At 29.8% G+C, this 26,717-nt stretch carries 30 protein-coding genes and 1 riboswitch; of the genes, 18 read left to right on the forward strand and 12 right to left on the reverse strand.

The features are described from left to right. Positions 1-16 precede the first annotated feature (16 nt). The 7 genes from AWN65_RS08590 to AWN65_RS08620 all read left to right on the forward strand — a co-directional run bounded on the left by AWN65_RS08590 (position 17) and on the right by AWN65_RS08620 (position 6,014). Positions 17-250: a hypothetical protein gene (locus AWN65_RS08590; protein WP_060382789.1), complete on the forward strand. Its 234-nt coding sequence runs from the start codon at positions 17-19 to the stop codon at positions 248-250. Positions 251-316: 66 nt separating this feature from the next. Beyond that, positions 317-1,144 (forward strand): sterol desaturase family protein, encoded by an 828-nt coding sequence (locus tag AWN65_RS08595; RefSeq protein WP_060382790.1) that lies wholly within the window; start codon positions 317-319, stop codon positions 1,142-1,144. 86 nt (positions 1,145-1,230) lie between these two features. After that, the gene (locus AWN65_RS08600; RefSeq protein WP_060382791.1) at positions 1,231-1,509 is read left to right on the forward strand and encodes a TIGR03643 family protein; all 279 of its coding nucleotides are present in this window, start codon (positions 1,231-1,233) and stop codon (positions 1,507-1,509) included. Positions 1,510-1,734: 225 nt separating this feature from the next. Continuing rightward, positions 1,735-3,588 carry a M61 family metallopeptidase gene (locus AWN65_RS08605; protein WP_060382792.1) on the forward strand — a complete coding sequence of 618 codons (1,854 nt, stop codon included), beginning with the start codon at positions 1,735-1,737 and terminating at the stop codon, positions 3,586-3,588. Positions 3,589-3,676: 88 nt separating this feature from the next. Further along, positions 3,677-4,375: a DUF4369 domain-containing protein gene (locus tag AWN65_RS08610; protein WP_060382793.1), complete on the forward strand. Its 699-nt coding sequence runs from the start codon at positions 3,677-3,679 to the stop codon at positions 4,373-4,375. A 175-nt stretch (positions 4,376-4,550) separates the two neighbouring features. Next, a complete protein-coding gene (locus tag AWN65_RS08615) occupies positions 4,551-5,396 on the forward strand; it encodes a helix-turn-helix domain-containing protein (protein WP_060382794.1) in 846 nt (281 codons plus the stop codon). Positions 5,397-5,474: 78 nt separating this feature from the next. Next, positions 5,475-6,014 (forward strand): YbhB/YbcL family Raf kinase inhibitor-like protein, encoded by a 540-nt coding sequence (locus AWN65_RS08620; RefSeq protein WP_060382795.1) that lies wholly within the window; start codon positions 5,475-5,477, stop codon positions 6,012-6,014. Between the two features lie 75 nt (positions 6,015-6,089). Here AWN65_RS08620 and AWN65_RS08625 read toward each other — a convergent pair whose 3' ends face one another. Both AWN65_RS08625 and AWN65_RS08630 read right to left on the reverse strand, forming a co-directional pair. Then, positions 6,090-6,590 (reverse strand): DUF4252 domain-containing protein, encoded by a 501-nt coding sequence (locus tag AWN65_RS08625; RefSeq protein WP_060382796.1) that lies wholly within the window; start codon positions 6,588-6,590, stop codon positions 6,090-6,092. Positions 6,591-6,594: 4 nt separating this feature from the next. Then, a complete protein-coding gene (locus AWN65_RS08630; protein ID WP_060382797.1) occupies positions 6,595-6,888 on the reverse strand; it encodes a hypothetical protein in 294 nt (97 codons plus the stop codon). Positions 6,889-6,912: 24 nt separating this feature from the next. Here AWN65_RS08630 and AWN65_RS08635 point away from each other — a divergent pair, with 24 nt between their 5' ends. Beyond that, a complete protein-coding gene (locus tag AWN65_RS08635; protein ID WP_060382798.1) occupies positions 6,913-8,325 on the forward strand; it encodes a S41 family peptidase in 1,413 nt (470 codons plus the stop codon). Positions 8,326-8,464: 139 nt separating this feature from the next. Here AWN65_RS08635 and AWN65_RS08640 read toward each other — a convergent pair whose 3' ends face one another. From AWN65_RS08640 to AWN65_RS08670, 7 genes are all read right to left on the reverse strand, one after another. Next, a complete protein-coding gene (locus AWN65_RS08640) occupies positions 8,465-10,375 on the reverse strand; it encodes a TonB-dependent receptor plug domain-containing protein (RefSeq protein WP_060382799.1) in 1,911 nt (636 codons plus the stop codon). Between the two features lie 69 nt (positions 10,376-10,444). Further along, positions 10,445-10,724, reverse strand: a riboswitch (cobalamin riboswitch). A 470-nt stretch (positions 10,725-11,194) separates the two neighbouring features. Beyond that, positions 11,195-11,956 (reverse strand): DUF2490 domain-containing protein, encoded by a 762-nt coding sequence (locus AWN65_RS08645; protein WP_060382800.1) that lies wholly within the window; start codon positions 11,954-11,956, stop codon positions 11,195-11,197. 183 nt (positions 11,957-12,139) lie between these two features. Beyond that, positions 12,140-12,670: an alpha-ribazole phosphatase gene (cobC, locus tag AWN65_RS08650; protein WP_060382801.1), complete on the reverse strand. Its 531-nt coding sequence runs from the start codon at positions 12,668-12,670 to the stop codon at positions 12,140-12,142. After that, positions 12,655-13,455 (reverse strand): adenosylcobinamide-GDP ribazoletransferase, encoded by an 801-nt coding sequence (locus AWN65_RS08655; protein ID WP_060382802.1) that lies wholly within the window; start codon positions 13,453-13,455, stop codon positions 12,655-12,657. The genes cobC and AWN65_RS08655 overlap by 16 nt, the downstream gene beginning before the upstream one ends. A gap of 36 nt (positions 13,456-13,491) precedes the next feature. After that, positions 13,492-14,499: a nicotinate-nucleotide--dimethylbenzimidazole phosphoribosyltransferase gene (cobT, locus tag AWN65_RS08660; protein WP_060382803.1), complete on the reverse strand. Its 1,008-nt coding sequence runs from the start codon at positions 14,497-14,499 to the stop codon at positions 13,492-13,494. Positions 14,500-14,510: 11 nt separating this feature from the next. Continuing rightward, complete coding sequence (locus tag AWN65_RS08665) at positions 14,511-15,155, reverse strand: Dph6-related ATP pyrophosphatase (protein WP_060382804.1); 645 nt, start codon at positions 15,153-15,155, stop codon at positions 14,511-14,513. Between the two features lie 43 nt (positions 15,156-15,198). After that, complete coding sequence (locus AWN65_RS08670) at positions 15,199-15,705, reverse strand: bifunctional adenosylcobinamide kinase/adenosylcobinamide-phosphate guanylyltransferase (RefSeq protein ID WP_060382805.1); 507 nt, start codon at positions 15,703-15,705, stop codon at positions 15,199-15,201. 113 nt (positions 15,706-15,818) lie between these two features. Between AWN65_RS08670 and AWN65_RS08675 the strand changes: the two genes are divergently transcribed. From AWN65_RS08675 to AWN65_RS08690, 4 genes are all read left to right on the forward strand, one after another. Next, positions 15,819-16,328 (forward strand): mechanosensitive ion channel domain-containing protein, encoded by a 510-nt coding sequence (locus tag AWN65_RS08675; RefSeq protein WP_060382806.1) that lies wholly within the window; start codon positions 15,819-15,821, stop codon positions 16,326-16,328. 103 nt (positions 16,329-16,431) lie between these two features. Next, on the forward strand, positions 16,432-17,571 hold the full coding sequence (locus AWN65_RS08680) for an ABC transporter substrate-binding protein (RefSeq protein ID WP_060382807.1): 1,140 nt from the start codon (positions 16,432-16,434) through the stop codon (positions 17,569-17,571). Positions 17,572-17,576: 5 nt separating this feature from the next. Next, positions 17,577-18,587, forward strand: coding sequence for an iron ABC transporter permease (locus tag AWN65_RS08685; protein ID WP_060382808.1), 1,011 nt, complete (start codon positions 17,577-17,579; stop codon positions 18,585-18,587). Next, the gene (locus AWN65_RS08690; RefSeq protein ID WP_060383865.1) at positions 18,587-19,369 is read left to right on the forward strand and encodes an ABC transporter ATP-binding protein; all 783 of its coding nucleotides are present in this window, start codon (positions 18,587-18,589) and stop codon (positions 19,367-19,369) included. The genes AWN65_RS08685 and AWN65_RS08690 overlap by 1 nt, the downstream gene beginning before the upstream one ends. A 6-nt stretch (positions 19,370-19,375) precedes the next feature. Here the strand turns inward: AWN65_RS08690 and AWN65_RS08695 are convergent, their stop codons facing one another. Both AWN65_RS08695 and AWN65_RS08700 read right to left on the reverse strand, forming a co-directional pair. After that, positions 19,376-20,329, reverse strand: a complete 954-nt coding sequence (locus AWN65_RS08695) for an acyltransferase family protein (protein ID WP_060382809.1) — start codon at positions 20,327-20,329, stop codon at positions 19,376-19,378. Between the two features lie 76 nt (positions 20,330-20,405). Then, the gene (locus AWN65_RS08700) at positions 20,406-20,972 is read right to left on the reverse strand and encodes a pseudouridine synthase (RefSeq protein ID WP_060382810.1); all 567 of its coding nucleotides are present in this window, start codon (positions 20,970-20,972) and stop codon (positions 20,406-20,408) included. Between the two features lie 287 nt (positions 20,973-21,259). Here AWN65_RS08700 and AWN65_RS14915 point away from each other — a divergent pair, with 287 nt between their 5' ends. From AWN65_RS14915 to AWN65_RS08725, 6 genes are all read left to right on the forward strand, one after another. Continuing rightward, positions 21,260-21,436: a hypothetical protein gene (locus AWN65_RS14915; protein ID WP_158447596.1), complete on the forward strand. Its 177-nt coding sequence runs from the start codon at positions 21,260-21,262 to the stop codon at positions 21,434-21,436. Continuing rightward, positions 21,405-21,812, forward strand: coding sequence for a DUF2335 domain-containing protein (locus AWN65_RS08705; RefSeq protein ID WP_060382811.1), 408 nt, complete (start codon positions 21,405-21,407; stop codon positions 21,810-21,812). The genes AWN65_RS14915 and AWN65_RS08705 overlap by 32 nt, the downstream gene beginning before the upstream one ends. Positions 21,813-22,225: 413 nt before the next feature. Further along, positions 22,226-23,596 carry a DNA recombination protein RmuC gene (gene rmuC, locus AWN65_RS08710; protein WP_060382812.1) on the forward strand — a complete coding sequence of 457 codons (1,371 nt, stop codon included), beginning with the start codon at positions 22,226-22,228 and terminating at the stop codon, positions 23,594-23,596. A 7-nt stretch (positions 23,597-23,603) separates the two neighbouring features. Continuing rightward, complete coding sequence (locus AWN65_RS08715) at positions 23,604-23,972, forward strand: hypothetical protein (RefSeq protein ID WP_014165131.1); 369 nt, start codon at positions 23,604-23,606, stop codon at positions 23,970-23,972. 38 nt (positions 23,973-24,010) lie between these two features. Then, a complete protein-coding gene (locus tag AWN65_RS08720) occupies positions 24,011-25,129 on the forward strand; it encodes an esterase-like activity of phytase family protein (RefSeq protein WP_060382813.1) in 1,119 nt (372 codons plus the stop codon). 20 nt (positions 25,130-25,149) lie between these two features. Then, on the forward strand, positions 25,150-25,698 hold the full coding sequence (locus AWN65_RS08725; RefSeq protein ID WP_014165133.1) for an acyl-CoA thioesterase: 549 nt from the start codon (positions 25,150-25,152) through the stop codon (positions 25,696-25,698). A gap of 131 nt (positions 25,699-25,829) precedes the next feature. Here AWN65_RS08725 and AWN65_RS08730 read toward each other — a convergent pair whose 3' ends face one another. Next, entirely contained in the window at positions 25,830-26,678 is an 849-nt protein-coding gene (locus AWN65_RS08730) for a DUF5777 family beta-barrel protein (RefSeq protein ID WP_060382814.1), read from the reverse strand. Positions 26,679-26,717: the final 39 nt, after the last annotated feature.

The following is a 26,717-nucleotide window of genomic DNA, read 5'->3' on the forward strand; positions in this document are numbered from 1 at the left end:
TCAAATTTGACAGATCATGGAAAGACAAATCAAACTTATTTGGGATTTTAGAGGTTCCGCAGCAGCTAAAACCGCAGAACATCATGAAATTCATTTAAAAGAATATATTGAAATAGAAGGTTTTCCTATTAAAATCACAGGTTTTTCTGTATTAAATGATATGCACGCTATAGCTTGGATGGTGGTAAATGATCAAAATATGATTCAAGTTAGAGACGCATTAAAACCTCACAGAGGTGAATTATTTTAAATAAAATAAACATTCTTGCTTTATTTATAACAAATAGTTTAGTAATTTTGATTTGAATTAAAAAATATGACTAACGAGATTACAAATTATTTTGAAACGATACCTTCGTCCCATAGATCTTTGATTTTATTTGGTGGCATTGCTTTTTTTTGGATTTTAGAAAGCGGTTTTCCTCGTTTTCGTTTTGAATACAACAAAATACAACATGCTTTGCTAAATCTATTTTTTACTTTTACAACGATAATTATCAACTTTTTTTTAGCAATCCTTTTATTTGAAAGTTGCGTCTGGGACAGTCAAAATCATTTTGGCATCATACATTGGTTTAACATTAGTAATTTAGGATTACAGTGTTTTATAGGTCTTTTACTTATGGATTTTATAGGTGCTTATGTTCCTCATTATTTACAACATAAAATAAAATTTTTATGGCGTTTTCATCTCATTCATCATACAGACACTTGGCTTGATACAACCAGTGCTAATCGTCATCATCCAGGAGAAAGTATCTTTCGCTTTTTGTTTACCGTTTTGGCTGTTTTGATTACAGGTGCTCCTGTTTGGCTGTTTTTTATGTATCAATCTTGCTCTGTTTTAGTATCTCAGTTTAACCATTCAAACATACAGCTCCCTAAAAAACTCAATTCATTACTATCAATTGTATTAGTTACCCCAAAAATCCATCGTGTTCATCATCATTATCAACTTCCTTATACGGATAGTAATTATGGAAATATTTTCAGTATTTGGGATCGTTTTTTAAGAACTTATCAAAATTTACCTCAGGATCAGATAGTATTTGGTATAGACACTCATACCTCCTTTAAAGAGCACAATAATTTAGGTAATTTATTAAGTATTCCTTTTCAAAAATATGGGAATCCTAAAACATAAAAAAATTTTCACAAATCATTCCTTTTTACTAATATTGGAATAAGTATTGCATAAAGTTTAATACAATTTTGTTTTTATAATTTAAAATGAGAAAAAGTAAAATCGCTGAATTAGACAGAAAAAGTTTAGAAAGACTAATCAGCATGGCAAAAGAAGAACGCAAACCCTTTGAATTAATTAAGGAAGAGTTTGGTATTGGCGAAAGTGACGTAACAGAATTAATACGCAAACATCTATCAAAAGATCAATTTGAGCTTTGGAAGAAAAAAGTGACGGCTTCCAAACCTAAACCTAAACTCATCAAAAATAACGATTTTGATGATGATTTGGATGGTAAGTATTATCTTAAAAATAAATTTGATTAAGTTAGAGAATCTGCCCGAAAAGGTCACAATCTTATCATTTCAAGAAGAAGGAGAAATCACATAACTTTGATAATGTGATTTCTCCTATCTGTTTAAATAAGAGAGTAGATATTTATTTTTTTAGACATCTTCTTTTTTTGTTAATTTTTTTAAAAAAGATTACGTTAAATTTTAATAAACTAATACCTTTATTGGCAAATTTTTTAAATCTTTTATTATTTATTAATGAAAAAAATATTTTTATCCGCTCTATTAACATCATTATTCTTTACTGGTAAAGCAGCACCTTTAAATGGTTCTAAAACACCAGAAGTAAGCGTTACAATTGATTTAAACACAATACAAGATGACAAGGTCATGGTAACGGTAATTCCTACTCCTTCTAAAGAAGATGTCATTCTCTTTAGTATTCCTAAAACAGTTCCGGGTACTTATTCATTAGATAATTATGGTCGTTTTATTGAAAAAATAAAAGCTTATACTACAAAGGGAGAGAATTTACCGTTAGCAAAACTAGACGAAAACACTTATCGTATTACGGGGGCTAAAAAACTAGGTAAAATTACTTATTGGGTAAATGACACTTATGATACTGAACAAGTTGGAGGCATAGGAGGTGATGATGTTTTTTCTCCAGCTGGAACGAATATAGATTCTAATTGTTTTGTTTTAAACACGCATGGCTTTATTGGTTATTTTAGCGATAAAAAAGAAGCTCCTTATACTTTAACAATTCTTCATCCTGACCATTTGTACGGTGCTACCTCTCTTACCGATAGTGATCCTAGTAAAATTGTTGATGTTTTTAAAACGAATCGTTATGCTACTCTAGTAGATCATCCAATAATGTATACTAAACCAGACATTGCTACTTTTAAAATAGAAGATATGGATATTCTAATAAGTGTATATTCGCCCACTGGAAAATACAAAGCGGCTGATTTAGCTCCTAACATGGAAAAAATGATGAAGGCTCAAAAAAAATTTTTAGGACCTATCAATAATACTAAAAAATATTCAATCCTAATTTATCTTACGGACGTACAAAAACAAGATGCAAAAGGCTTTGGAGCTTTAGAGCATACTACTTCTACAACTGTTGTTATGCCTGAAATGATGCCTTCTGATCAAATGGACGAACAGTTAAAAGACATTGTTTCTCACGAGTTCTTTCATATAGTAAGTCCACTAGGTGTTCATTCAGAAGAAATTCATTATTTTGATTTCAATGAACCTAAAATGTCTAAACATTTATGGATGTATGAAGGAATAACAGAATATTTTGCTAATCTGTTCCAAATTAATCAAGGTTTAATTAATGAAGATGAATTTTATAGTCGTATGACTGATAAAATTAGACAATCGGCTAATATGGACGACACAATTCCTTTTACTAAAATGAGCACTAATGTACTAACAAAACCTTATAAAGATCAATATTTAAATGTATATCAAAAAGGAGCTTTAATAGGTATGTGCCTAGACATTATTATTCGTGAAAAAAGCAATGGTCAACGTGGTGTATTAGATTTAATGCAAAAACTAAATAATGAATATGGTATTAATACTCCTTTTAAGGATGATGCTCTTTTTGATAAGATCATAGCTCTTACTTATCCAGAAGTAGGTGATTTTTTAAAAACTTATGTAGACGGGCCAACTCCCATTCCTTATGAAAAGTTTTTTGCTAAAATGGGGATTACACAAGCACAAACAAAAGTACCTGGAAATGTTTTTATAAAGGATCAAACTCCTTACATAACAGTTAATCAAACGACTAAAGAAATCATAATTCTTCCGGGTATAGAACTTCCCGAATTTTACAAGTATTTAGGTTTAAAAGGAGGCGATTATATTTTAGCTATAAATGATAAAAGTTACAATTTAGACAATATTTACGATATGATTATGGTAAGTCAAAGCTGGAAAGAAAATGACAATATTTCTATTAAAATTAAAAGGGATCAAAAAGAGATTACTTTAAAAGGAAATATAAAACTTCCATTTGAAGAAGTAACTGGCTACAAATCTACTGACGATAGTAAAAAAAGTTTAAAAGAAGCTTGGCTAAAAGGATAAATCTTATTTTAAAAAAAAATTAAAACCTCAAAATTCAATTGAATTTTGAGGTTTTTTTTTATTACATTGCGGGAAATTTATAAGAACTATGTATAAAAAAGTTATCATAGCAATCTCTTTTGCTTTTTTTATTTCGTGTGCTGATAAAGCACCTACAAAAGATGAGGTAATCATAACGGGAAATATAAAAGGGTTAAAGAAAGGAAAGCTATATATCCAAAAAGTACAAGATAGTACTTTAGTAGCTTTAGATACTATTGAATTAAATGGTTCATCTAATTTTGAGAGTTCAATTAAATTAGATTCTCCCGAAATGCTTTATTTGTTTGTAGACAGAGGACAAACTAACTCAATGGATAATAATTTGTTATTTTTTGCGGAACCAGGAAAAATAACTATTGATACGGATCTTGAATATTTTTTTGCTAATGCAAAAATTACAGGTTCTAAAAATCATGAGCTTTACAAAGAATATAAAGACATCATTGCTAAGTTTAATGAGCAACAGCTTCAATTACTTCAATCTAAAATACTAGGTAGCAAGGGCAACAAAAACTACAATGAACTAGATAATCAAAACAAGCAAGACCAATTATTGAAAAAAAAATATTTATACTCTGCTAATTTTGCACTTACTCATGCGGATTATGAAATTGCGCCCTATATAGCTCTTACAGATATTTATGATATGCAACCTAAGTTTTTAGAGGAAATACATAGCAAAATGTCTCCAGAAGTAGCCAATTCTAAATACGGTAAAAAATTTTCTGATTATTTAAAGAAATAGAGAATAAAAGAGGCTGTCCTAAAAGTTTGTAATCTTATCATTTCGACCCAAAGAAAAAAATCACATAATACTGATTATAAGACTCTTCCTTACATCAGAGTAAAACTGCATGTTGATTTATTACTTTTTGGACAACCTCTTTTCTTTTAGTTTCTTTATTGTTAAATCTAATATAATGAATACACAACTTATTCATAATTTACCTTTTGATTTTTTTCAGAACAATCATTTTGATTGTGCTATTTATTTTTACAATACACAACAATCTAGCAAAAATATTCCCGTTACTTTTACTCACAATGTACTTTGTTTTTTACTAAATGGACACAAAGAAGTTATTAGTAATCAGAATAATATTTCTATACAAAATGATCAATTCTTTTTATTACAATCTGGAAATAGTCTAATGACAGAACGTCTAATAGGAGATTCAGGCTATAATAGTATTCTTTTTTTCTTTTCTGATCATTTTTTAAATGAAATCTTATCAAAAAAACAAATTGAATTACCCAAAACAATGCAATCAAATCAAACGGTATTAAACATTCATAAAGACACTTATATTAATTTATTCGAAAAATCATTACTTTTATTAAAAAACGAGTTTAATAAAACACCTTATCTTACTTCTATAAAGTTAGAAGAAATTTTATTTTACTTACTAAGTAAGGAACCTGAGAGAATTACTAATTTTTTTAAAAATACATTAAGTAGACATAAAAATAAATCAATAAAAGACATTATTCAACAATACGAAGATAGCCACTTAACTATTGAGGAACTTGCTTTTTTATCTAATATGAGTATTTCTACGTTTAAAAGAAAGTTTGCTGAAATATATCAAATTTCACCTAAAAAATACTTTATTTCAAAAAGAATGGAAAAGGCTCGAAATGAGTTAATACTTAACAAGAGACCTTCTGATCTTTATCATGAATTGGGTTATGAAAATTTATCTGCATTTAGTAACGAATTTAAAAAGTATTATGGAGTATCTCCAAAAAACTTCAAAATGGACTAAAAGAACATCTTTTTGAACTTTTAGCGCAATAATACTCATAACCTTAATCTTAAATTTGCATCATAAAATAATATAAAAATGAAAAAAATCTTAACCTTGCTTGCTTTTATTTCTGCTTTTACAGCAAGCGCGCAAACTTTTACTTTAAAGAGTAATGATCTAGGAGGTCAGGCAACTATGAAACAAGTTTTTAACGGTTTTGGTTGTACAGGTGAAAATATGTCTCCTCAATTATTTTGGGAAAATGTACCAAAAGATACTAAAAGTTTTGCTGTTACAATACATGATGAAAATGCACCTACAGGTAGTGGATGGTGGCATTGGCTTGCTTTTGATATTCCTGCTACAACTAAAGAATTAAAAACAGGAGCGGGAGATGTTACTAAAAACTTAATGCCTGCTGGTTCAATACAAAGTATTACTGATTTTGGCAAATCAGGTTATGGGGGTCCATGCCCTCCTGAAGGACATGGTTTTCATAAATACACGATTACTGTTTATGCCTTAAAAACGGATAAGTTAGGTCTAGATAAAAATGCTAGTCCTGCATTAGTAGGTTATTACTTAAATGGCAATACAATTGAAAAAGCTTCTATTGTGATGTATTACAAAAGATAATTTTAACAACTCTTTTTAGTTAAAATAAACGGTTCCAAATACGGCTTACTATTTGTATTTGGGACCATTTTTTTGTTATTTTTTAGCGGCTCTGTTTAATTCTTCTCCTCCTGGCAAATTCATTCGTTTGGTTAAAAGTGAAATTTCATTCAATGAAAAATTACCAGTTAAAGACATTAATATCGTTTCTTTTCCTTCCATAAACAATAATAATTCTGATACATTTGTACTTCCTGGAATCATTTTTACATAGATTTTAGTACTTTTTCCGTTTTCATTCACGCGCATTAATTCTTCTAATTTATCACTATATTGTTCTATACTAGTACGCATATCGGAAATGGTTTTAGAGTGACTAGTTTTAAAAACTTTTAAATAATCTAGTTTTTTTATCAAATTTAAATACACTTGATCTTCTTTCGTTTCCATTTTCACTTTGCTCATTAATTCAAACATTTTATCATTTACGATAACAGAAGAGACATTATTATTACTTTCAAATTTATCAAAAGGAGTTTGTGCCGTGCCTAAATAAAATGATAAAATACTAAAAACTAAAACTATTTTTTTTTTCATTTTTTTACTTTTTAAAAATTTTGCGTGTCGTTTGATCATACTCTTTTAACTTATTTACATTTTTCATGCCAGAGTTCAATTGAGCCGAAATCAGATGTAAAGCTTTTTGTGTTTCTCTATAAGCTTCTTCTGGGGTTTGACAAGTTCCTAATTGAGAGTTAACATTTTTTATTGTTTGTTCTTCAAGATTATAATAATAACTCCCAAATGCTACTGAACCCACTATAAATGTTAAAAACCAAAATATTTTTTGATTTTTCACTTTTTCTTTACGCATTTGATCTAAATTTAAGCTCATAAATTTACATCATATCTTTTATAAATGAAAAAAAATATAATCAAGCTTTTCGTGGTCCTAACAATCGGTACGTTATTTAGTTGTAATGACTTAGATGATCAACCTCAATATAATGAGCTAGATCCTTATAATTTTGTATGGAAGGGATTTAACAAATATTATTTTTATCAAGAAAATGTAGCCAATCTAAGTGATTATCGTTTTAATTCTCAATATGAACTTAATTCGTTTTTAGGTACTTTTTCAAAGCCTGAAACTTTATTTGAAAGTTTAATTTACAATCGAAAGAATATTGATAAATTTAGTTTTATAACTTCTAATTATACTGTATTAGAACAGATTCTTTCTGGAACGAATGACAGTAATGGTATGGAGTATGGGATTAGTCCTAAGAATGGAAGTCAAACTGAAGTTTTTGGCTGGGTAAAATACATCATGCCTAATAGTGACGCTAGTACAAAAGATCTAAAACGAGGGGATCTTTTTTATGGGGTTGATGGTATTCCTCTTACTCGTAACAATTATCGTGAATTGTTATCTAAAACAAATTATACTTTAAATTTAGCTTCGTATGATGGAGGTGCTATTACACCTAATGGAAAAACAGTGGCGTTAACTAAAAAGGCGTATTCTGAAAATCCTGTTTATATTACCGATGTGATAGAGGAAGGAAATAAAAAAGTTGGTTATTTAATGTATAATGGTTTTTATACGTATTATGAACCAGAATTAAATCAAGCTTTTGGTAAATTAAAGGCGGCTGGAATAACGGATTTAGTCTTGGATTTACGTTATAATTCAGGAGGATCAGTAGCAACCGCTACTCGTTTAGCAAGTATGATTACGGGACAATTTGAAGATCAAATTTTTGCTAAAGAGCAATGGAACTCTAAAATTAATAGAGCAATAGATCCTAATAGATTATTAAACAAATTTACCTCACAACTAAAAAATGGCACTCCTATTAATTCATTAAATTTAAATAAGGTATATATCTTAACAACTACTAATACTGCATCTGCTAGTGAATTAGTCATTAACTGTTTAAAACCTTACATACAAGTAGTTCAAATAGGTAATACTACTACAGGGAAGAATGTGGGGTCTATTACATTGTATGACTCACCTGATTATACAAAACGAAATTTAAATCCAACTCACAGATATGCTATGCAATTAATTGTTTTAAAAATTGTTAATAAAGTGGGTTTTGGAGATTATGAAGCGGGTATTACGCCTGACACGACTAATATATTAATGGAAGATATAAGTAATCTAGGTATTTTAGGGAACAGCTCTGAACCTTATTTAGCTAAGGCAATGAGCTTAATTAAATCTGGTAATAGAATTGGTATTCAAAAACCTCAATTTAAAATTGGCAATGAAATTATTGATCTTTCTAAACGTGATTTAAAATATGAAATGTATATAGATTAAACGACACTCTGTAACTGGAAAATTATTTTTTATCCAAAAATAAGGAGAAATCACAAAATAGCGATAATGTGATTTCTCCTATTTATTGAAGTAACGAACTTATGAATATTATTATTTTTTAAGCTATAATTCGTTTTAATTAAAACTGAAAATTCATTCCGATTTTAAAGTTTCTTCCTCTTGTATTATATCCCATGGTTTCTATAAATTCTTCATTTAATAAATTTTGAACGGATCCAAAAACACTCAAATGGTTTGTTAATTTTACTTTCAAATTCGTATGAAATAATTTATAAGCTGAAACGGATACATCTGTTGCTTTAAAAGTGAAAGAATTGTAATATGATAGGTTTCTAAAATCTATAAACTGAAATTGAGCATCCCATGCAATAGATTTAGTCAATTCAACCGATAAACTAGCATTTACTCTATGTTTTGCAACGGCTTTTGCTATAGCCTGATCATTTTCTACAAAAGTATAATTACCAGTTAAGGTTATTTTTTCTAGAGGTTTGATCATTATATTGGATTCAATCCCTTTTGATTTATTTATTCCTTCTGTATTTTCATATTGCCATCCTGTATTTGAGGTCTTCTTTTTAAAAGCAATTGAATTATTTTCTTCTCTATAAAATCCAACTGCTGAAATTTTTAATTTTTGATTTAAAAAACTTTTTTCAAAACCAGTTTCAATAGTAGTATTTTCTTGTGGTGTTAAATCTTTATTGCCATACTCAGAATATACTTGATATAATGTTGGTGCTACTACTGCTCCTCCTATTGATCCATATAATTTTAAATTGATTTTTTCAAAATTAAAACTTGGATTAATATTAAAGATGACATAGTCTTTATAAACGCTGTGTTTTAAATAACGAGCTCCCGCATTTACATTTAATCCAAACTTAGTGTTTAATACTGCTGTAATATAAGGATCTAACATGGTGTATTTAGCGTCTTGATTATAAATATTAACATAAGGGGTAGCTTGAAGCATATCAAAATATTGAAATTGAACCCCTGTGATAAAAGCTAAAGAGTTTCCTATATTGTATTTATTAAAAACGTCAACATTAATATTTCGTGATTTAGAAAAGGATTCTGTATAATTATTTAATGAGGCTCCTGATAGTCTTTTTTGTTCATAAAAGCCAAAAGAAGAATTTATTTTCAACTCTCCTTTTTTATACTTCATTGAAGGAGAAAAGCCTCCTCTAAACTGTTCTCCTATTAAAGTATTTACTTCATTATCTACAAAGGCTCCTGTATCGTAAGCAAATCTTAAGCGATCATAGTTAGCAAAAAAATCTAATTTAATTCCTTTGTTTATTGCTACTCCTAATTGTTGATTAAGATTAACTCTTGAAAACTTATCTTTTTCAAAATCATCTCCTTTTGCTTCACTAATACCTGTTATTTCAGCACTATTTAGAGAGGTTAAAAAAGAGATTTTTCCCTTTGTTCCGTTCAATGAAAAACCTTGATTGTATTCTTCTGGTTTATACTTTTTGGTGGTTGTTAAATTTTGAGTTCCTATATTAAAGTAGGCTGTTCCTATGACTCCTTTGTCAGTTGCTTTTTTTAATGTAATATTAATAACTGCTGTGGCTGCATTAGCACCATATAATACGGAGGAAGCTCCTTTGAGTACTTCTATACTTTCAACTTGTTCTACGGGTAATAATCGTAAATCATACGTAGTTGAAATACTCGATGCGTCTACTACAGGATTACCGTCTATTAGAATTAATACTTGTTTTGTACTTCCTCCTCTAACAAACAAATCTAAATTCTTTCCTACTCCACTCTGACTTCCTACAACTTCAAATCCAGCTAACTGGCTTAATACGGTAGCAACACTTTGCCCTTTTCTTTGCTCTAAATCTTTTGTTGTGATTTTTTCAATCGTTCTACCTGTTTTTGTTTTGTTTTGCTGAAATTTAGTTTCTGATACGACTACTTCTTCTATTTTTTTTGATTCTTGCTCTTGTGCAAAAGCACTACCATACATACACGTTAAAACGCTTGCTAATAAAATGTTTTTTTTCATTTTAATTCTTTAAATGCGGAAAAAAAGACAGAATTTACCCATACCCAAACTTTTTTTCCCGAAAGTTTGTTAATAAAATAAATTTAGGCAGGTCTCCTGGCTTGCGTCTTGTAATTAGCCTTCCCGTTTTAAATTTCAAACAGTGGTTGTAGATCATTACAAGCTGAATAGCTTACAGTTGCGGGTACAGCTCAGGTTTTGATATTCGATTTTTTATTTTAGATATTGATTTTCAGGAATACGATTCCGTTATCATTAATCTTCAAATAATTTATCTATAATCTCACTCTGATTCCCTTTTAAGCTGACTTTTAACAAAAGTCGAGCACCATAAATTCACAGGCAAAGTTAGCACATCTTTTAAAAAAAATAAAAAAAATAAAAAAAAACAGATTCCTTTATTAAAAATTATTCAATAAAAGAACCCTAAAATCCATATATTTCAAAGTTTAAAATATAATTTAGTTTTATTTCATCTCCAATTATTGTTATACCATTTAAACTTTGAAATTTCCTTATAATATTTTTTTTAACCTTGAGACTGTCCAAAAAATTCGCAATCTTTTCATTTCGATCAAAGGGAGAGTTCGAGTTGTTTTTAAAATAAAAAAAACGTATCGAGAACTTTATTTTTTAATCCAGTATATTTTAGGTTTAAATGGTATTACCTCTTTATCTATAATAGTTTTCTAATACCTAACCTATATTGAGCAAAATTTGAATAAAAAATGCCCCAAATAGTGTCTAACTTTTTGGGGCATGTTCAATGTTGTAGCTTTTTTTATTTAAAACAAAGGTCTTTTTACGAAGCTTTTAAAATTATTTTTTCTTTGACCAATCTAAGTTCGTTACATAAGAAATCCTTAGCGTGGGATTATTTTCTTGTATGGTGTTAGGTACATTCCATAAATTTTGGTGAATGTAACTTATTTGAATTTGATGTTGAGGGTTTAAATTATATCCTAAACCTGCAATTACTCTATTTTGTTGTACAAATGTTTTGGCTGCTTTTACTCCTATATTCATAAATATCTCATCTCCTAAAAAAGCAAACAATTGAGTTTTATCTTCTTTTTTAGTTAAAGTGTAATTTACCAAATACATGTATCGTAAACGATTTCTATAATCTCTATTAGTTATGACAAAATCTCCTGCTTCATTTTTAGTAGCTACTCCTACCCAACGACTCTCATCGCGTAGACGATGGGTAAATTTAAAATCATTTTTAGCACAGCTATAAACACCTTGTATCCATACGTTATCCTCTGGTGTTACGACTCTATTTAAAGGGACATCTCCATAAACAAAAAATTCATGGTGTGTATAACCTATGCTACCACTGATTTGTTTGGTAAACTGGTAATCTACAGATGGGCGTATAAAATATTGTTGTTTTTGGTCAAATCCGTTGGCGAATATTAAAGATCCTTCTAGTGTTAAGGAAAGTTTTTTTCCTATCGTGTTTTTTCCTAAATAATGCAACCAAATATCATTATTATGATTTATTACTTGACCAAATACGTTATTACACAAAGAAAATAACACGAACAAAAATAGTGGTGTTTTAATACTTTTTTTCATATTTTTTTGTTTAAGGGAGCGCAAAGGTACAATAAAAAACAAAAAAATAAATATTTTTCACATGTATTTATAAAAACACTTGCTGTTTTGAAAAAAAACCACCTTGTTTTCAGTTCCTCACAAACAAATTATTATCAATTAGTTAGTTATAAAATATTATTTTAAAAAAGATAGGTTCTCTTTTTATTTAATTGAAACCTTTTTTACTTCTCCAAAATCTACTTTATAATTAAACGCATCTTTTAGGGGTTGTTTTTCTAGGTAACATATTAAACTTCTTATAACACCTGCATGAGTAAAAATAACTAATGGTTTCTCTAACGCCATTTTTTGTATTATTTCCCAAAATTCAACTACTCTTTCGTATAAAACTTGAAAAGACTCTCCCATTGGAACTGAAATATTTACAAAATCTTCCATCCAAGGATTTAATTCTTCCTCTGGTATTGCATTCCATTTTTGTAATTCCCATTTTCCAAAATTCATTTCCTTTAATCGGTTGTCTACCGTTATTTCTTGTTTTGAGAAACAATATTCAGCCAATTCTAAGCAACGTGTCAAAGGGCTACTATATACGAATGCTTTTTCTGGTAATTTTTTTTTTATCTCTTGAAATTGTTCTAAAAAATTAGGTGCTAAGTTTACATTGCTCTGTCCATAACAAACTCCTTTGGGACAAATGGTTTCGGTATGGCGTACTAAATAAATTTGCATAGTGTCAGAAAAGATAAAAGGGTTACTACTTCGCTAATCTGTTCTAAAGCTCCTAAACAATCGCCTGTGTATCCTCCAATCCATTTGGTAAAATACCGTCCCATATACAAACGTGTGAGGAGTAAAATGGGTAATACTACCAAATAAAATGGATTGTAAATATAAGCCATACAAGCCAATGGTGCTAATCCAAAGAAAAGTACTCCTATTATTTCATATTTACTAAAACCTTTGGCTATAGGTTTACTTTTACTTAATTCGTCTTCTCTTACATACGGTAACGTAAAGGAAAGTGAAATGGCATTTGCTCTGCTTATACTATGGTAGGTAATAAATAAAAAGCTTGCATAAGCATATTGGTTCCAAGAAGTATTAGGGATTCTGTTCATTATTTCAAAAAGGAGTAAAAACTTGATTAGCAGTAGAAGTACAACTCCTATAGCGCCATAAGCTCCTATAGCACTGTCTTTCATAATTTTTAATATTTTTTCTTTTGTCCAGCCTCCTCCAAACCCATCGCAAACGTCCGCAAATCCATCTTCGTGAAAGGCTCCTGTAATCAGCACGCCTGCTACCATGGAAAAAATAATGGCTATTAATAATGAAAAAAGATAATGAGCTCCTAAAAATACTAAATAAGATAGACTTCCTACTAACCAACCTACTAACGGAAAATAACGTGTTGCTTTATTTAAATAACTAGGATCATGATGAATATGTTTTGGACAGGGAATACGTGTATAGAACATTAATGCTGTAAAAAAGATGTCTCGCTGTTTTTTCATTTTTTTTATAAACCTTAGGGTATAAAACTAGCCTCTTTAAAGGCTTTCACTAACGCCTGCTTCTTCAAAACTTGCCATTTGATTTAAAAAATTAACGGCTCCTTGTATGATTGGAAAAGCAAGGGCTATTCCTGTACCTTCTCCTAATCGTAATCCTAAATCTAGCAATGGTTTTCCATTTAAATAGTGCAACAAGTTTTTATGTGCTTTTTCTTGTGAACAATGACAGAATATGGCGTTTTTTATAATTTTTGGTTCATAAGTATACGCTACTAAAAAGGCTACTGAACTAATAAATCCGTCTACTAGAATTAACATATTGTTTTCAAAGGCTTGAAGCATTCCTCCTGCCATTTGATAAATTTCAAATCCACCAAAATGGGCTAATTTTTCATCTATCATGGAGGATCCTTTGTAATTTTGTAAAGCTGTTTTTAAAATAATTGTTTTTCTATCTAATGCTTCATTAACTACTCCTGTCCCACTCCCTACACAATCTTGAATTGGAATTTCTGTTAAAATACTCATTAATACAGCGGAAGTGGCTGTGTTTCCAATACCCATTTCTCCAAAGCCAACGCAATTAGATCCTTTTGTGTGTATTTCTTGTACAATCTGTCTTCCTTTTTGTAAACATTCTTTAAATTGCTCTGCTGACATGGCAGCTTGCTCTAAAAATGATTGAGTTCCTTTTGCTACTTTTTGATGTATTATGGGTAATGAATTATCAAAATCAAAATTTACTCCTGCATCAATTACTTCTAATGTTAATCCATTTTGTTTTGAAAACACATTAATTGCTGCCCCACCGTTTACAAAATTCAAAACCATTTGAGGGGTTACTTCAGCTGGATAAGCACTTACGCCTTCTCTTGCTATACCATGATCTGCTGCAAAGACTAAAATATGTGGATTTCGTATTTCAGGTGTAAGTGTATTAAAAACTTGTCCTATCTGCAAAGCTATACTTTCTAATTGGCCTAAAGCTCCTAAAGGTTTGGTTTTAAAATCAATCTTATGTTGTAATTTTTCTGTTAAACTCATCACTTCTTATGTTATTTTTCCCAAACTAAAAAACAATAGTCTTGGTAAATTTCTTTTTTATAATTAGGTAATACAATAGGATTATCAAATAACGGGCAGTTAATTACTACTGTGTGAAACTCTCCATTTTCACCACATGGATCTATATTTAATTGAATTAATTTTTGAATGATTTCCTTTGTTAAAATTTTTCCTAAAAATTCTACTCCCATAGTAGTATTACAGGAAACAATCATACAAACAATATTTTGTTCTATCATTTGTTTTACTAATTCTAAACGATCTTGTTGCCAGAGAGGTAAAATGGCATTTAATTTGGCTTCTTGGCATACTTTTTCTTCCCATTCTTTATGAGGTGCTAAATCAATATCTCCAAAAATAACATTTTCTACTTTATATTCTTCTTTTAATTGATGAAGTGTTTTTATGTATTTTTTTTCATAATCGCTCCAAGTGGTTGGTATTCCTATGAATGGTATTTTTAACTGATTGGCTTGTTGTTCTAAAATAAGTTGTGTTAATCCGTGCGAACGGGATACTTTTCCGTTTTCATTCATCATGTTTAAAAGCACTGTCGGTTGATATCCTGATTTTATGGCTTTTATTGTTGCGTAACAACTGTCTTTACCTCCACTCCAAGAAAGAATTGCTTTCATTATTTTGTATGATTTTTATACTCTTGTTTTTGAATGATAAATATTACTTAATTTCTACAGGAATTCCTGAAATCATCAAAATTACTTTATCTGCTTTTCGAGCTAAATATTGATTCATCCAACCTTGTAATTCGGTAAATTTTCTTCCTATTTCGGTCTGAGCATGAACTCCCATACCAATTTCATTTGTAATAATAATAATATTTGTATCTTCTTGAAGTAATATTTTTTCAATTTCTGATTTTGCTAATTCTAGTGATTTTTCAATATCATTTTGGGTATCTACAAAAAAATTAGTCAACCACAAGGTTACGCAGTCAATCATAGTCACTTTTTTAGAAAAGTTAAAATTGCTTATATATTTTTCTTCTTCAACATTCGTCCATCGTTGGTCACGATCTTTTTGATGTCTATCTATTCTTTTTTGAAAATCACCGTCCCATTTGCGAGCAGTAGCCATATACACGGGATTAGACGACAACTCTAACGCTAAGTCTTGGGCATACGCACTTTTACCTGAACGTTCGCCACCTGTTATAAGATACAACATACACTCTGTTTTTTGGCTGTAAAGATATTTAAAACTTTATCTTTGCTTATAAAATACTAAAAAAACATTATAACTTACTTTTTTTACTAAAGTTCGTGATTTAATATATAATTATGGGTACTTATAAAATTCAAATTTTAGAAACAATAGCCGCTCTAGTCATATACATATTTCTTTTTTTCTTTACTAAAAACATAATTAACAATACGTTAAAAAAGACCTACATTGAAAGAACAAGGAGAAAGATATCTATTAAGGTATTACATCTTCTAATAACTATTGTTTTTTTTGTTTTAATTTCTGGAATTTGGGGGCTGGAACAAAATGAAATAGCCCTCTTTGCTAGTAGTATTCTAACAGCTTTGGGAGTTGCTTTTTTTGCTCAATGGTCTTTATTGTCTAACATAACATCAAGTTTAATACTTTTTTTTAATCATCCTCTTAAATTAGGTGATACCATAAGAATACTTGATAAAGACTTTCCTTTAGAAGGTGAAATTATTGAGCTTACCTATTTTTTTGTTTATTTAAAAACTGCTGATGGGCAAACTATTACAATTCCTAATTCTTTAATTTTACAAAAATCGGTTTCAATAATAGAAAAAACCGATACTCCTTTTTAAAAATATATTTTAGAATTATACAACCAATCAATAGTCTCTTTTAAGATAAAATATATTTTATCTTTGTTGATCATTTAAAAAAATTAATTTTCCATATACTATTATGATAAAACTATTACAATATATCTTTTTTGTTTTATTTTGTTCTCTTACTATACAATGTAAAAAAAATGAAGCTACACGTACTTTTGCTCCGCAAAGAAATAACGTTTTAACAGATGCCACAGCTTTTACCTTAAATGAATACGAAAATTATTCTGTTATAAAAGTTACAACTCCATGGCCTAATGCTCAAAAACCGTTTACTTATGTTCTTACCAAAAGTAATAAGAACATCCCTGATAGCTTAAAACAATATCTTCAAATACCAGTTCCTCTTAAAAACCTTGTAGTAACCTCTACTACTAATATTCCTTTTTTAGAAATTTTAGGAGTAGAAAACAAGTTGGTGGGTTTTCCTCATACTGACTATATTTCGTCTGATAAAACTCGGAAATTAATTGATTCTGGAAGAATAAAAAACTTGGGGGAAAATGAAAAAATTAATATCGAACAATTGATTAGTCTAGCTCCAAACGCATTGGTTGCTTTTGGAGTAGATGGAAATAATCCAACCTTAAACACCATTGAAAAAGCAGGAATCCCCGTTCTAATTCAAGCAGATTGGATGGAGCAAACACCACTAGGAAAAGCTGAATGGATTAAGTTTTTTGGTGCTTTAGTAGGAAAAGAAAAAGAAGCTAAAAACTATTTTGATCAAGTTAAAAAAAACTATTTAAATGCGCTAGAAATTGTAAAAACGATTCAACAAAAACCTACTATTCTTTATGGTACAATGTATCAGGATCAGTGGTATATGCCTAAAGGTGATAGTTGGAAAAGCACCTATATACAAGATGCGGGGGGCAACTATCTTTGGAAAGATGTAAAAGGTACAGGAAGTATCCCTCTGAGTTTTGAACAGGTTTTTGAAAAAGGACAAAATGCTTTGATCTGGATTGCAACAGGAGATATTACAAATTGGAACGAATTTGGAAAATCAAATATTCATTACTCTCAATTTAAAGCGTATCAAAATAAGAAGGTATATACTTTTGAAGGGAAAAAAGGAAAAAAAGGAGGTACTCTTTTCTTTGAATTTTCGCCTAGTCAACCCGATAAAGTACTGAAAGATTACATAAAAATTATACATCCTGAATTATTGCCTAATTATCCATTTACATTTGTAACGCCCATACAATAAAAGTCTTGAAAAATAAAAAACTTCTTTTTTGTTTTATTCTCTTAAGCGTAATTCTTTTTATTTTAGACTTATGCTTAGGTTCTGTTAGAATCCCAATACAGGATACTTTTCAGGTTTTAATAGGCAACAATGCTTCTAAAACTACTTGGCAGTATATTATTTTAAATTTTAGACTTCCTAAAGCTCTAATAGCATTAGCCGTGGGTACAGCATTACCTATATGCGGATTACTCATGCAAACTCTTTTTAGAAATCCATTAGCAGGTCCTTATATTTTAGGATTAAGTTCAGGTTCCAGCTTAATGGTTGCTTTCGTGATCATGGGAAGTAATTTTTTACCCCCTCTACTTGTTCCTCTTTTTACATCGTCTTACGGAATTGTCTTTGCCTCTATCATAGGTTCTCTAATTGTTTTGATAGCAGTGCTTCTAACGGCTCAGAAAATAAAAAACACTATGTCTATCTTGGTTATTGGATTGATGTTTAGTCATTTTACAAGTTCTATTATCAATATTTTAAGTTATTTTTCATCAGCTGAACAATTACAAAAATTTTCTATTTGGTCTATGGGAAATTTAGGTAGTGTGAGTTGGGAAAATATTTATTTTATTTTTATCGTTTGCGGCATTACGCTACTTTATACAATCCGTCTTCTTAAAAATTTAGACGCTCTTTTGTTGGGAGAAAATTACGCTAAAAGTCTGGGTGTTCCTTATAAAAAAACTTTACATCAAATTATTTTAATAACGAGTATCCTTACTGGCATACTCACGGCTTTTGTGGGCCCCATAGCTTTTATAGGGTTTGCAATTCCTCATCTTGCAAAAATTATTTTCCAAGGCAGTCAACATCTTCATCTTTTTATAACCACTTTATTAACAGGAATTTGCATTATGCTTCTTTGCGATATTGTTTCTCAGGGTTTTGAGGTAGCTATTCCTATAAATGCTGTTACCTCTATTATAGGTGCTCCTATAGTAGTATGGCTTTTGCTAAAAAAACGTACTTTAAATTAATGAAAAATCCAATCATTTTACAAACCAAACACCTTAGTATTGGCTATACATTAAAAAAGAATCCAATTTATATAGCTCAGAATTTAAATTTAAATTTTGAAGCAGGAAAATTAATTACCCTTATAGGTGCTAACGGAATAGGGAAATCAACTCTTTTAAAAACGCTAACAGCTATTCAATCTCCTCTTTCGGGTGAGGTTATTTTAAATTCTTTAGACATTCAAAAATACACGACTATTGAATTAGCAAAAAACCTAGCAGTTGTTCTTACTGAAAAACTCCCTTCTAGTAATCTAACCGTTTATGAATTAGTTACTTTAGGTCGTCAACCCTATACCAATTGGATTGGAACGCTTACACAAGAAGATCGTCTGAAAATAAAGGAAGCTTTAATTCTAACAGAAATAACAGCTATCCAAAACAAGAAACATTACGAAATAAGTGATGGTCAGTTGCAAAAAACATTAATAGCAAGGGCTCTAGCTCAAAATACCCCTTTGATTATTTTAGATGAACCTACCACACATTTAGACTTACATCATAAGGTTGCTGTTTTTAAATTATTAAAAAAGTTAGCTCACGAAACCCAAAAGTGTATCTTATTTTCTACTCATGATATTGATTTGGCCATTCAGTTAAGCGATGAAATGGTTGTTATGACTCCTGATTTTGTTGTACAAGATCAACCTTGCGTACTAATTGAAAAAGGTGTTTTTAATTCTTTATTTAAGGATGAAGACATTCTATTTGATAACGAAAAGAGAAAATTTATATTTAAATAATCCCAATTAAAAAAAATAGGTCAATTTCTTATTTATTTGATCCATTAACCACCAAAGTATAAGTGTTAAAAAACAAATAATAGGATATTTTAATAGCCAATCATAAAATCCTTGTTCGGGCAATAATTCATTTACCATTCTTATAGCATACGGATGACATAAATAAATACCTAAAGAGAGTGTAGCTGGTATTGTTTTTTGAATGAACGATTGGTGGGATTCATTTATCCAATAAAAAGTCAACATACTTAGCAAAGGAAGCGTTAAAAGAAAATCCATTGCTTTAACCTTATATCTATAATACATCCCTACTTCTATTAATAATATAATCCATAATGGGATAAATAGCCATTTGCATTTGGTTATCTCATTTTTCCATTTATCATACATAGTCCCAATCATCATCATAGGTAAAGCAAAAAATAAATAGTTACGCGTTGTTCCTATTATTTTATACAAAAACATAAGGTCTAAACGATTTGATTGAATTCCTATTTGAAAACTGTAGCCTACTATGAGTAGAAACAGTATTAACTTCGTTTTTATCGCAGTACTTAAATTTCGTAAAAGATATAACAAACCTACCGCTATAGTTGTGGCTAATAAATACCATAAATGCCAATAACCGTAAATAAGTTTTAAAATCATATCTGATTTAGAAAACCAACCTAAATTATAAAATCGGATTAAGTCAGGTAAATAAATGAATTGCCAAACCACATATAACAATAAAATTCGCTTGGTATACTTCCACAAATAAGGTTTATCATTTAATTTATTTCGCAAAAAATAACCTGAAATTAAAAAGAATGTAGGTACAGCAATTCGAGTTATACCACTGGCAATTTCATAGGAAATTAGTCCTTCTATCCCTGTTTCTTTAGATACAGGAAAAATATGTAACGCAATGACTAAAAAAGCCATTATTATTTTCAGTACATCAAGATTATTATTGCGCATTTTTATATCTAAAATAATTGTAATACAAAAACCAAACTAAGTTTTTAGATCGTAATTTAGTTTAAAAAAATGATATTTAAAATTCATTTACTTCAATTACTTCTCCTGCTTTCAACCCCTTCAAATTAACATTTCCAACTCTCACACGGACTAATCGCAAAGTAGGGAATCCAACTGCGGCCGTCATTTTACGTACCTGACGAAATTTTCCTTCGGTAAGTGTAATAGATAGCCAACTAGTAGGACCGTGGCGTTCGTGGCGTATGCGTCGACCTTCGCCAATGAAATCAGGTAATGTCTCTAGGATTCTTGCTTCACAAGATTTGGTAGTATAACGAACACCCTTTACTCCTATTTCTACTCCGTTTTTCAGTTTTTCAATAGCTTGGGGAGTTACAACACCATCTACTTGGGCAAAATATTCTTTTTCGATGGTTTTACTTCGTACAATTTCGCTCATCATTCCGTCTGTGGTGAGCAATAACAATCCTTCAGAATCTTCATCTAACCTTCCTATTGCCATCGTACCTTCAGGAAAATCAAATAATTCGCCTAGCTTTTTCTTATTTCGTTTTTTCTCGTAAATAAATTGGCTTAAATAGCCGTGGGGTTTATGGAGTATAAAATGACGGTGTTCACTCATAAGGCAAAAATACAACAAAAGACCTAAAGGTTTTTATACAAGTTTTTCAAGTTTTTTTACATGATTCCAAAGACACAGTGTTAATAATTTATGTTCTTTTGTTTTTAAATAATTCTTAGAACGAAAATCCTTTATCAATGGTATAAAAAAATTACATCTAAAATCAATACATTACTTCAAAAATCATAATAACTTATTCATCTAAATTAACACAATATTAATTGTATAAAAACGTTTTTAATATGCAATAAATAGTATCTTTGTATGCTAAGACTCAAACAATACAAATGAACTTCAAATATTTTAAATACGGTTTTTTTGCGGTTTTTGGTTTATGTTCCATTTCTGAATTATTACCAAAATCTAAAAGCACGAATACAGCTATTTTTTCATATTGGAATAACGTAAGTGTTCTTTTCAAAAAGATTTTTGATGAACAAGCAAAAGAATTACAAAGAAAATAAAAACCATGGTTTAGAGCATTCGAAAGGCAAGTTACTTTTGAGTCAAACTTATGAAGGACAATTACCTTCTCCAGAAATGATGGAAAAATACAACCAATTAGATCCTACCTTTGCAAACAGGATACTAATTATGGCTGAAAGGGAACAAATTCATCAACATTCAATAGACAAAAGAAGTCAATTTGGAATCTTATTTTCCATGATAATTGGTATGTTTTTTGCTTTTTCAAGTGTATTAGTTATTTCATATTTAGTATATTTATGTATTACAAAAGACTACCCTAAAACAGCCGCAACAATTGCTGTAGGAGTTATAGTAGGTATTGCAGGAGTATTTCTATACAAAAAAAATGCTTCTAAAAAAGAAGATTTATAGTCCTATTTAACGAATTAACTTAACAATAAAAACAAATAAAGTTATAACAATAGACCACACAATTATTCTTATGTTATCAATATTATTGTAATATTATTCACTCCTTTTAACAATTCTCTTCTTAAGTCCCATAAATGAATTGTAACTTCCTTTGATTTTCTGAAAATCTGATTGAATTTCATTTTTAAATAGAAGATTACTAATTATACTTTTTACCCTAGTTTTTTTTCAGAAAGCCTACACCTACGATAGATTCATTTTACTAACTACCCTATTATATACAATTATTATTACTTAAAAAAACAAACTCCAAAATAATAATAACTTCACACACAACCCCTCTTAGTTCTTCACAAAAAAACAAACAAAAACTTAAAAACAAATTCCTAAATTTACAACAAAAAAACAAAACCATGTCAGACACACTTATTGTACTAGCCACATTCATCATTGCCTTAGGAATAGGAATTTATTTGGGAAAAATCATCTTTTCGGCTTCGGCTAAAACTACAACTGCCACTTTTGAAGAAAAAATCAACGGTTTGTTTGCACAAAATGAACAACTAAAAATCCAAATACAATCCGAAAAAAGCACTTGGGAAAAACAATTATCGCAACTTAATCAAGAAAAAGATACTATTCGGAACGAAAAAGAAGCCCTTGCGATTCAGCTCTCCAAAAAGGAAGTTGATTTTGATAATTTACTCGAACGAAATAGAGAACAAAAACAAGAAGTAGCACAACTGCAAGAAAAATTCACGAAAGAATTTGAAAACCTTGCCAACAAGATATTAGAAGAAAAATCAACTAAATTTACTGAACAAAATAAAGAAAACATAAAAAATCTCCTTTCGCCATTACACGACAAAATCCAAAACTTTGAGAAAAAAGTGGAAGACACTCACAAAGAGAGTATTGATTATCACGCAGCATTACGCCAACAAATTTTAGGTTTGCGCGAAATGAACGCACAAATGAGTAAAGAAACCCTCAATTTGACCAAAGCATTAAAAGGCGATAGTAAAATGCAAGGGAATTGGGGTGAACTAGTGCTAGAACGCGTACTTGAAAAATCGGGTTTAGAAAAAGGGCGCGAGTACGAAGTCCAACAAAGTTTTACTAACGACGAAGGGCAACGCTTGCAGCCCGATGTGGTCATCAATCTACCTGATGGTAAAAAAATGATCGTCGATTCTAAAGTAACGCTTACTGCTTATGAACGTTTTATAAACGAAGAAGATGAAACTCTAAAAGAGCAATACCTAAAAGAACACGTCCTTTCTTTAAAGCGTCATGTAGATCAACTGGGCGAAAAAAACTATCATGATTTATATAAAATAGAAAGCCCTGATTTTGTGCTACTTTTTGTTCCTATAGAACCCGCGTTTGCCATTGCTTTACAGGAAGATGCCACTCTTTACAACAAAGCTTTTGAGAAAAATATTGTAATTGTTACACCATCAACCCTTTTGGCTACACTAAGAACTATTGACAGTATGTGGGCTAACCAAAAGCAACAGGAAAACGCTTATGAAATTGCCCGTCAAGCGGGAGCTTTATATGATAAGTTTGAAGGATTTGTTCAGGATCTTATCAAAATTGGAAAACGTATGGATGAAGCTAAAAATGAGTATTCAGGAGCTATGAATAAATTAGTTGAAGGCAAAGGGAATTTAATTACCAGCGTTGAAAAACTCAAAAAAATGGGAGCTAAAGCTAAAAAATCACTTCCTGAAGCCATTATTAATCGAGCAGAACAAAATGAAAATAACTTAATAAACTAATAATTGTATGTTAAAAAAAATTCTTTTACTCAGCCTTGGTACTTTTGCTCTTTGTTTTGCTTTGTACTTTACTCTTTTGTACTATGCTACTTATAGCGAAGGCACTCGTACCGGAGAATTAATTAAATTCAGCAAAAAAGGTTATATCTTTAAAACGTGGGAAGGCGAATTAAGTCAAGGCCTTTCAGGAAACAAAATTTTTGCTTTTTCGCTATTGGATAGTGAAAACAGCACCATTCAAAAATTAAAAAATCTAGAGGGACGTTATGTAAAAGTAACTTATATAGAACGTTATAAAACATTTCCTTGGTGGGGAGACACCACTTATTTCGTAACCGATGTAAAAGAGGAAAAATCTCCTATATTTAACCGATAGTTTTCATACTATAAAACTAATTTACAGGCAGGAATGATATGTTATTTTTTAAAAAACACATAATTCTATTCTTTCTTCTTTTCTTTTTTATATGCTGTCATAAAACTGAAATAGAAGAAATTAATCAGACAACTAAGGTAAACGACATAACTAATTCATCAAGTATAAAATTAAATTTTTTAGATGATTTTATTTTCCCTTCAAATCAATATTTTCAAAATTTATTAATTGGTGGTTTATCTGGTATAGATTATGATTTTGAGAAAGATCGTTACTATATTGTTTCTGACGATCCTAATACCCCTCGTTACTATATTGCCAATATAGTAACTAAAAATAACACTATTAGTAAAACTGTTTTTACTGACATGATTCTTTTTGATACAAAAGAAAATTTTTATTCTTCTCGGTTTTTAGACTTAGAGAGTATCGTTTTTACAAACAATCAAATAACGTTATCATCAGAAGGAAGCATTTATGGCAATCAAAAACCAAGTATTTTTAATTCCGATGAAAAAGGACATTTTTTATCCGATTTTTCTATCCCTCCTATTTTTTTCCAAGAAACTAGGCATAATGGTTCTTTTGAATCCTTGACAAAAAGTGTAGATAAACAAGGTATATGGAGTGCAAACGAATTACCTCTTAAAACAGATGGATCAGAACCAGATTATAAAACAACAGATTCTCCTGTTCGATTTACTTTTTATGATTTTAATACAAAACAAGCTACAAAAGAATTTGTTTATGAATTATCTCCTCTTACCAAACCTAGAACAGGAAGCGGAGACATAAATGGTGTATCTGATATTTTAGAATACAAAAAAGATCATTTTTTAGTAATAGAAAGAGCCTTTCAAAATGAAAATATTGTAAAAATATTTGAAGCTTCTATTCATTCAAACACTACAAATTCATTAAACATAAAAAGCTTAAAATCAGAAAAGTATGTTCCTATGAAAAAAGAATTGGTTTTGGATTTTAATGACATAAAAAAACATCTAAAGCAATCTAAAATAGATAATATTGAAGGTATCTGTTTTGGAAAAAATTTACCCAATGGAAATAGAACAATTTTGGTTATATCAGATGATAATTTTCAACAATTTGGCCCACAACTCAATCAATTTATTTTATTTGAATTAATTGAAAAATGATTTTAAGATAACTTTATATAATGAATACCCTCTTTAAAACCGTAAATGACTCTAGAATAGTTATTTCAGAACTCATGTTACCATCACACACTAACTTTAGTGGTAAAATACACGGCGGCTATATTTTATCTTTATTAGATCAAATTGCTTTTGCCTGCGCTTCTAAATTTTCAGGACATTATTGTGTAACTGCATCAGTAGATACTGTAGATTTTTTAGCTCCAATAGAGGTCGGCGAATTAGTAACTCTTAAAGCTTCTGTAAATTATGTAGGTAAAACTTCTATGATTGTAGGGATACGAGTAGAAGCTGAAAATATACAAACAGGCTTTGTTAAACATTGCAATTCATCTTATTTCACTATGGTTGCAAAAGATAAAACGGGGCAATCAACACCTGTTCCAGGTCTTATTCTTAGTAATTTTGAAGATGTTAGGCGCTTTTATAATTGTATCAAAACAATCTCTAATAGAAAAGAAAAGCAACAACACGAAGATCATTTTAATTATAAAAGCCCTGAAGCTCTAGCTCATCTATCAGAATACAACGTAGAGGTTGATTTGAAATAAGTAAAAAGAAACTTTCCTAAAAGATAATATTGTAAAGATTTAATTTTGTTACTACTTTAATAGTCTAGCGGAACGAAGAATCTAACAAAATTATCCAAGCTTTTAGAAAAGTTTCTTTTTTTAGAATAATTTTAAAATACTCTTACTAAATTAAATCCAAAGCTAATTTCTCCTTTTGCCCAATTACCTGCTGTTCTACCTAGATAACCTGTATCGTGCATGGCATTCGCATTGGTAAAAAACATTTGAAATATGTGTCCCCCTGTTTCTAAATCTACTCCAACCGAAAGAGGATCTCTAAAATTTGAATTTTTAATTCTATTCAAATGTGCTGCATAATCTACATTTAAAGAAAATCGCTTACTTAACTTATAACGACCTCCCATACCTACTGCAAATTGTGCGTTTTTTTGTTCGGGATTAAGAACTACATTTTCATAAAAAAATGTAGGCGCTAATTGTAATGTTAATTGATCGTTGAATTTTCTTGACACTAATATTTGTGAATTATAAGAAAGTCTGTGTTTAAATTCTAACAAAGGATAAGCTTCTTTTTTCATAGCCGAATTAATTGCCAAAGCATTATATCCTACTATTGTAAAAGGAAATCCTTCTTTCTTTTGGCTTATAATTTTATATTTTATTCCCGCATCATAAGTCTTGGCAAAAGTACTTCTTGAAAAATGCAACGTGACATCATCTGTTAACCCATAAACCATTTTTAGTTGAGTAGTAGCTCCATCTAACCCAAAAAAGTTTTCAAACCCTGAGTTCAAAAAACCAAAACGGTGAGAAACAATAAAATATAAATCTCCTTTTGATGCCAATTTTGTTGACTCTAAATTCACAATCTTTAAAGATTTAAATGCTGATTCAACGACTTCTGAGTCGTTATTTTCTACTCCTTTTAACAAATCATCTTGTGCCTGCAAATTATTACTTAACACAATAGAAAATCCTAATAAAATTTTTTTTAACATACTTTTTAGTTTTTTAACATCTAAACATCAAATAAATAA

Source organism: Flavobacterium covae, from assembly GCF_001534645.1.
Taxonomy (GTDB): Bacteria; Bacteroidota; Bacteroidia; order Flavobacteriales; family Flavobacteriaceae; genus Flavobacterium; species Flavobacterium covae.

Bases quoted from the DNA above. Each gene is read 5' to 3' on its own strand.
- AWN65_RS08590 (WP_060382789.1), top strand. From the start codon at position 17: ATGGAAAGACAAATCAAACTTATTTGGGATTTTAGAGGTTCCGCAGCA.
- AWN65_RS08595 (WP_060382790.1), top strand. From the start codon at position 317: ATGACTAACGAGATTACAAATTATTTTGAAACGATACCTTCGTCCCAT.
- AWN65_RS08600 (WP_060382791.1), top strand. From the start codon at position 1,231: ATGAGAAAAAGTAAAATCGCTGAATTAGACAGAAAAAGTTTAGAAAGA.
- AWN65_RS08605 (WP_060382792.1), top strand. From the start codon at position 1,735: ATGAAAAAAATATTTTTATCCGCTCTATTAACATCATTATTCTTTACT.
- AWN65_RS08610 (WP_060382793.1), top strand. From the start codon at position 3,677: ATGTATAAAAAAGTTATCATAGCAATCTCTTTTGCTTTTTTTATTTCG.
- AWN65_RS08615 (WP_060382794.1), top strand. From the start codon at position 4,551: ATGAATACACAACTTATTCATAATTTACCTTTTGATTTTTTTCAGAAC.
- AWN65_RS08620 (WP_060382795.1), top strand. From the start codon at position 5,475: ATGAAAAAAATCTTAACCTTGCTTGCTTTTATTTCTGCTTTTACAGCA.
- AWN65_RS08625 (WP_060382796.1), bottom strand. From the start codon at position 6,590: ATGAAAAAAAAAATAGTTTTAGTTTTTAGTATTTTATCATTTTATTTA.
- AWN65_RS08630 (WP_060382797.1), bottom strand. From the start codon at position 6,888: ATGAGCTTAAATTTAGATCAAATGCGTAAAGAAAAAGTGAAAAATCAA.
- AWN65_RS08635 (WP_060382798.1), top strand. From the start codon at position 6,913: ATGAAAAAAAATATAATCAAGCTTTTCGTGGTCCTAACAATCGGTACG.
- AWN65_RS08640 (WP_060382799.1), bottom strand. From the start codon at position 10,375: ATGAAAAAAAACATTTTATTAGCAAGCGTTTTAACGTGTATGTATGGT.
- AWN65_RS08645 (WP_060382800.1), bottom strand. From the start codon at position 11,956: ATGAAAAAAAGTATTAAAACACCACTATTTTTGTTCGTGTTATTTTCT.
- cobC (WP_060382801.1), bottom strand. From the start codon at position 12,670: ATGCAAATTTATTTAGTACGCCATACCGAAACCATTTGTCCCAAAGGA.
- AWN65_RS08655 (WP_060382802.1), bottom strand. From the start codon at position 13,455: ATGAAAAAACAGCGAGACATCTTTTTTACAGCATTAATGTTCTATACA.
- cobT (WP_060382803.1), bottom strand. From the start codon at position 14,499: ATGAGTTTAACAGAAAAATTACAACATAAGATTGATTTTAAAACCAAA.
- AWN65_RS08665 (WP_060382804.1), bottom strand. From the start codon at position 15,155: ATGAAAGCAATTCTTTCTTGGAGTGGAGGTAAAGACAGTTGTTACGCA.
- AWN65_RS08670 (WP_060382805.1), bottom strand. From the start codon at position 15,705: ATGTTGTATCTTATAACAGGTGGCGAACGTTCAGGTAAAAGTGCGTAT.
- AWN65_RS08675 (WP_060382806.1), top strand. From the start codon at position 15,819: ATGGGTACTTATAAAATTCAAATTTTAGAAACAATAGCCGCTCTAGTC.
- AWN65_RS08680 (WP_060382807.1), top strand. From the start codon at position 16,432: ATGATAAAACTATTACAATATATCTTTTTTGTTTTATTTTGTTCTCTT.
- AWN65_RS08690 (WP_060383865.1), top strand. From the start codon at position 18,587: ATGAAAAATCCAATCATTTTACAAACCAAACACCTTAGTATTGGCTAT.
- AWN65_RS08695 (WP_060382809.1), bottom strand. From the start codon at position 20,329: ATGCGCAATAATAATCTTGATGTACTGAAAATAATAATGGCTTTTTTA.
- AWN65_RS08700 (WP_060382810.1), bottom strand. From the start codon at position 20,972: ATGAGTGAACACCGTCATTTTATACTCCATAAACCCCACGGCTATTTA.
- AWN65_RS14915 (WP_158447596.1), top strand. From the start codon at position 21,260: ATGAACTTCAAATATTTTAAATACGGTTTTTTTGCGGTTTTTGGTTTA.
- AWN65_RS08705 (WP_060382811.1), top strand. From the start codon at position 21,405: ATGAACAAGCAAAAGAATTACAAAGAAAATAAAAACCATGGTTTAGAG.
- rmuC (WP_060382812.1), top strand. From the start codon at position 22,226: ATGTCAGACACACTTATTGTACTAGCCACATTCATCATTGCCTTAGGA.
- AWN65_RS08715 (WP_014165131.1), top strand. From the start codon at position 23,604: ATGTTAAAAAAAATTCTTTTACTCAGCCTTGGTACTTTTGCTCTTTGT.
- AWN65_RS08720 (WP_060382813.1), top strand. From the start codon at position 24,011: ATGTTATTTTTTAAAAAACACATAATTCTATTCTTTCTTCTTTTCTTT.
- AWN65_RS08725 (WP_014165133.1), top strand. From the start codon at position 25,150: ATGAATACCCTCTTTAAAACCGTAAATGACTCTAGAATAGTTATTTCA.
- AWN65_RS08730 (WP_060382814.1), bottom strand. From the start codon at position 26,678: ATGTTAAAAAAAATTTTATTAGGATTTTCTATTGTGTTAAGTAATAAT.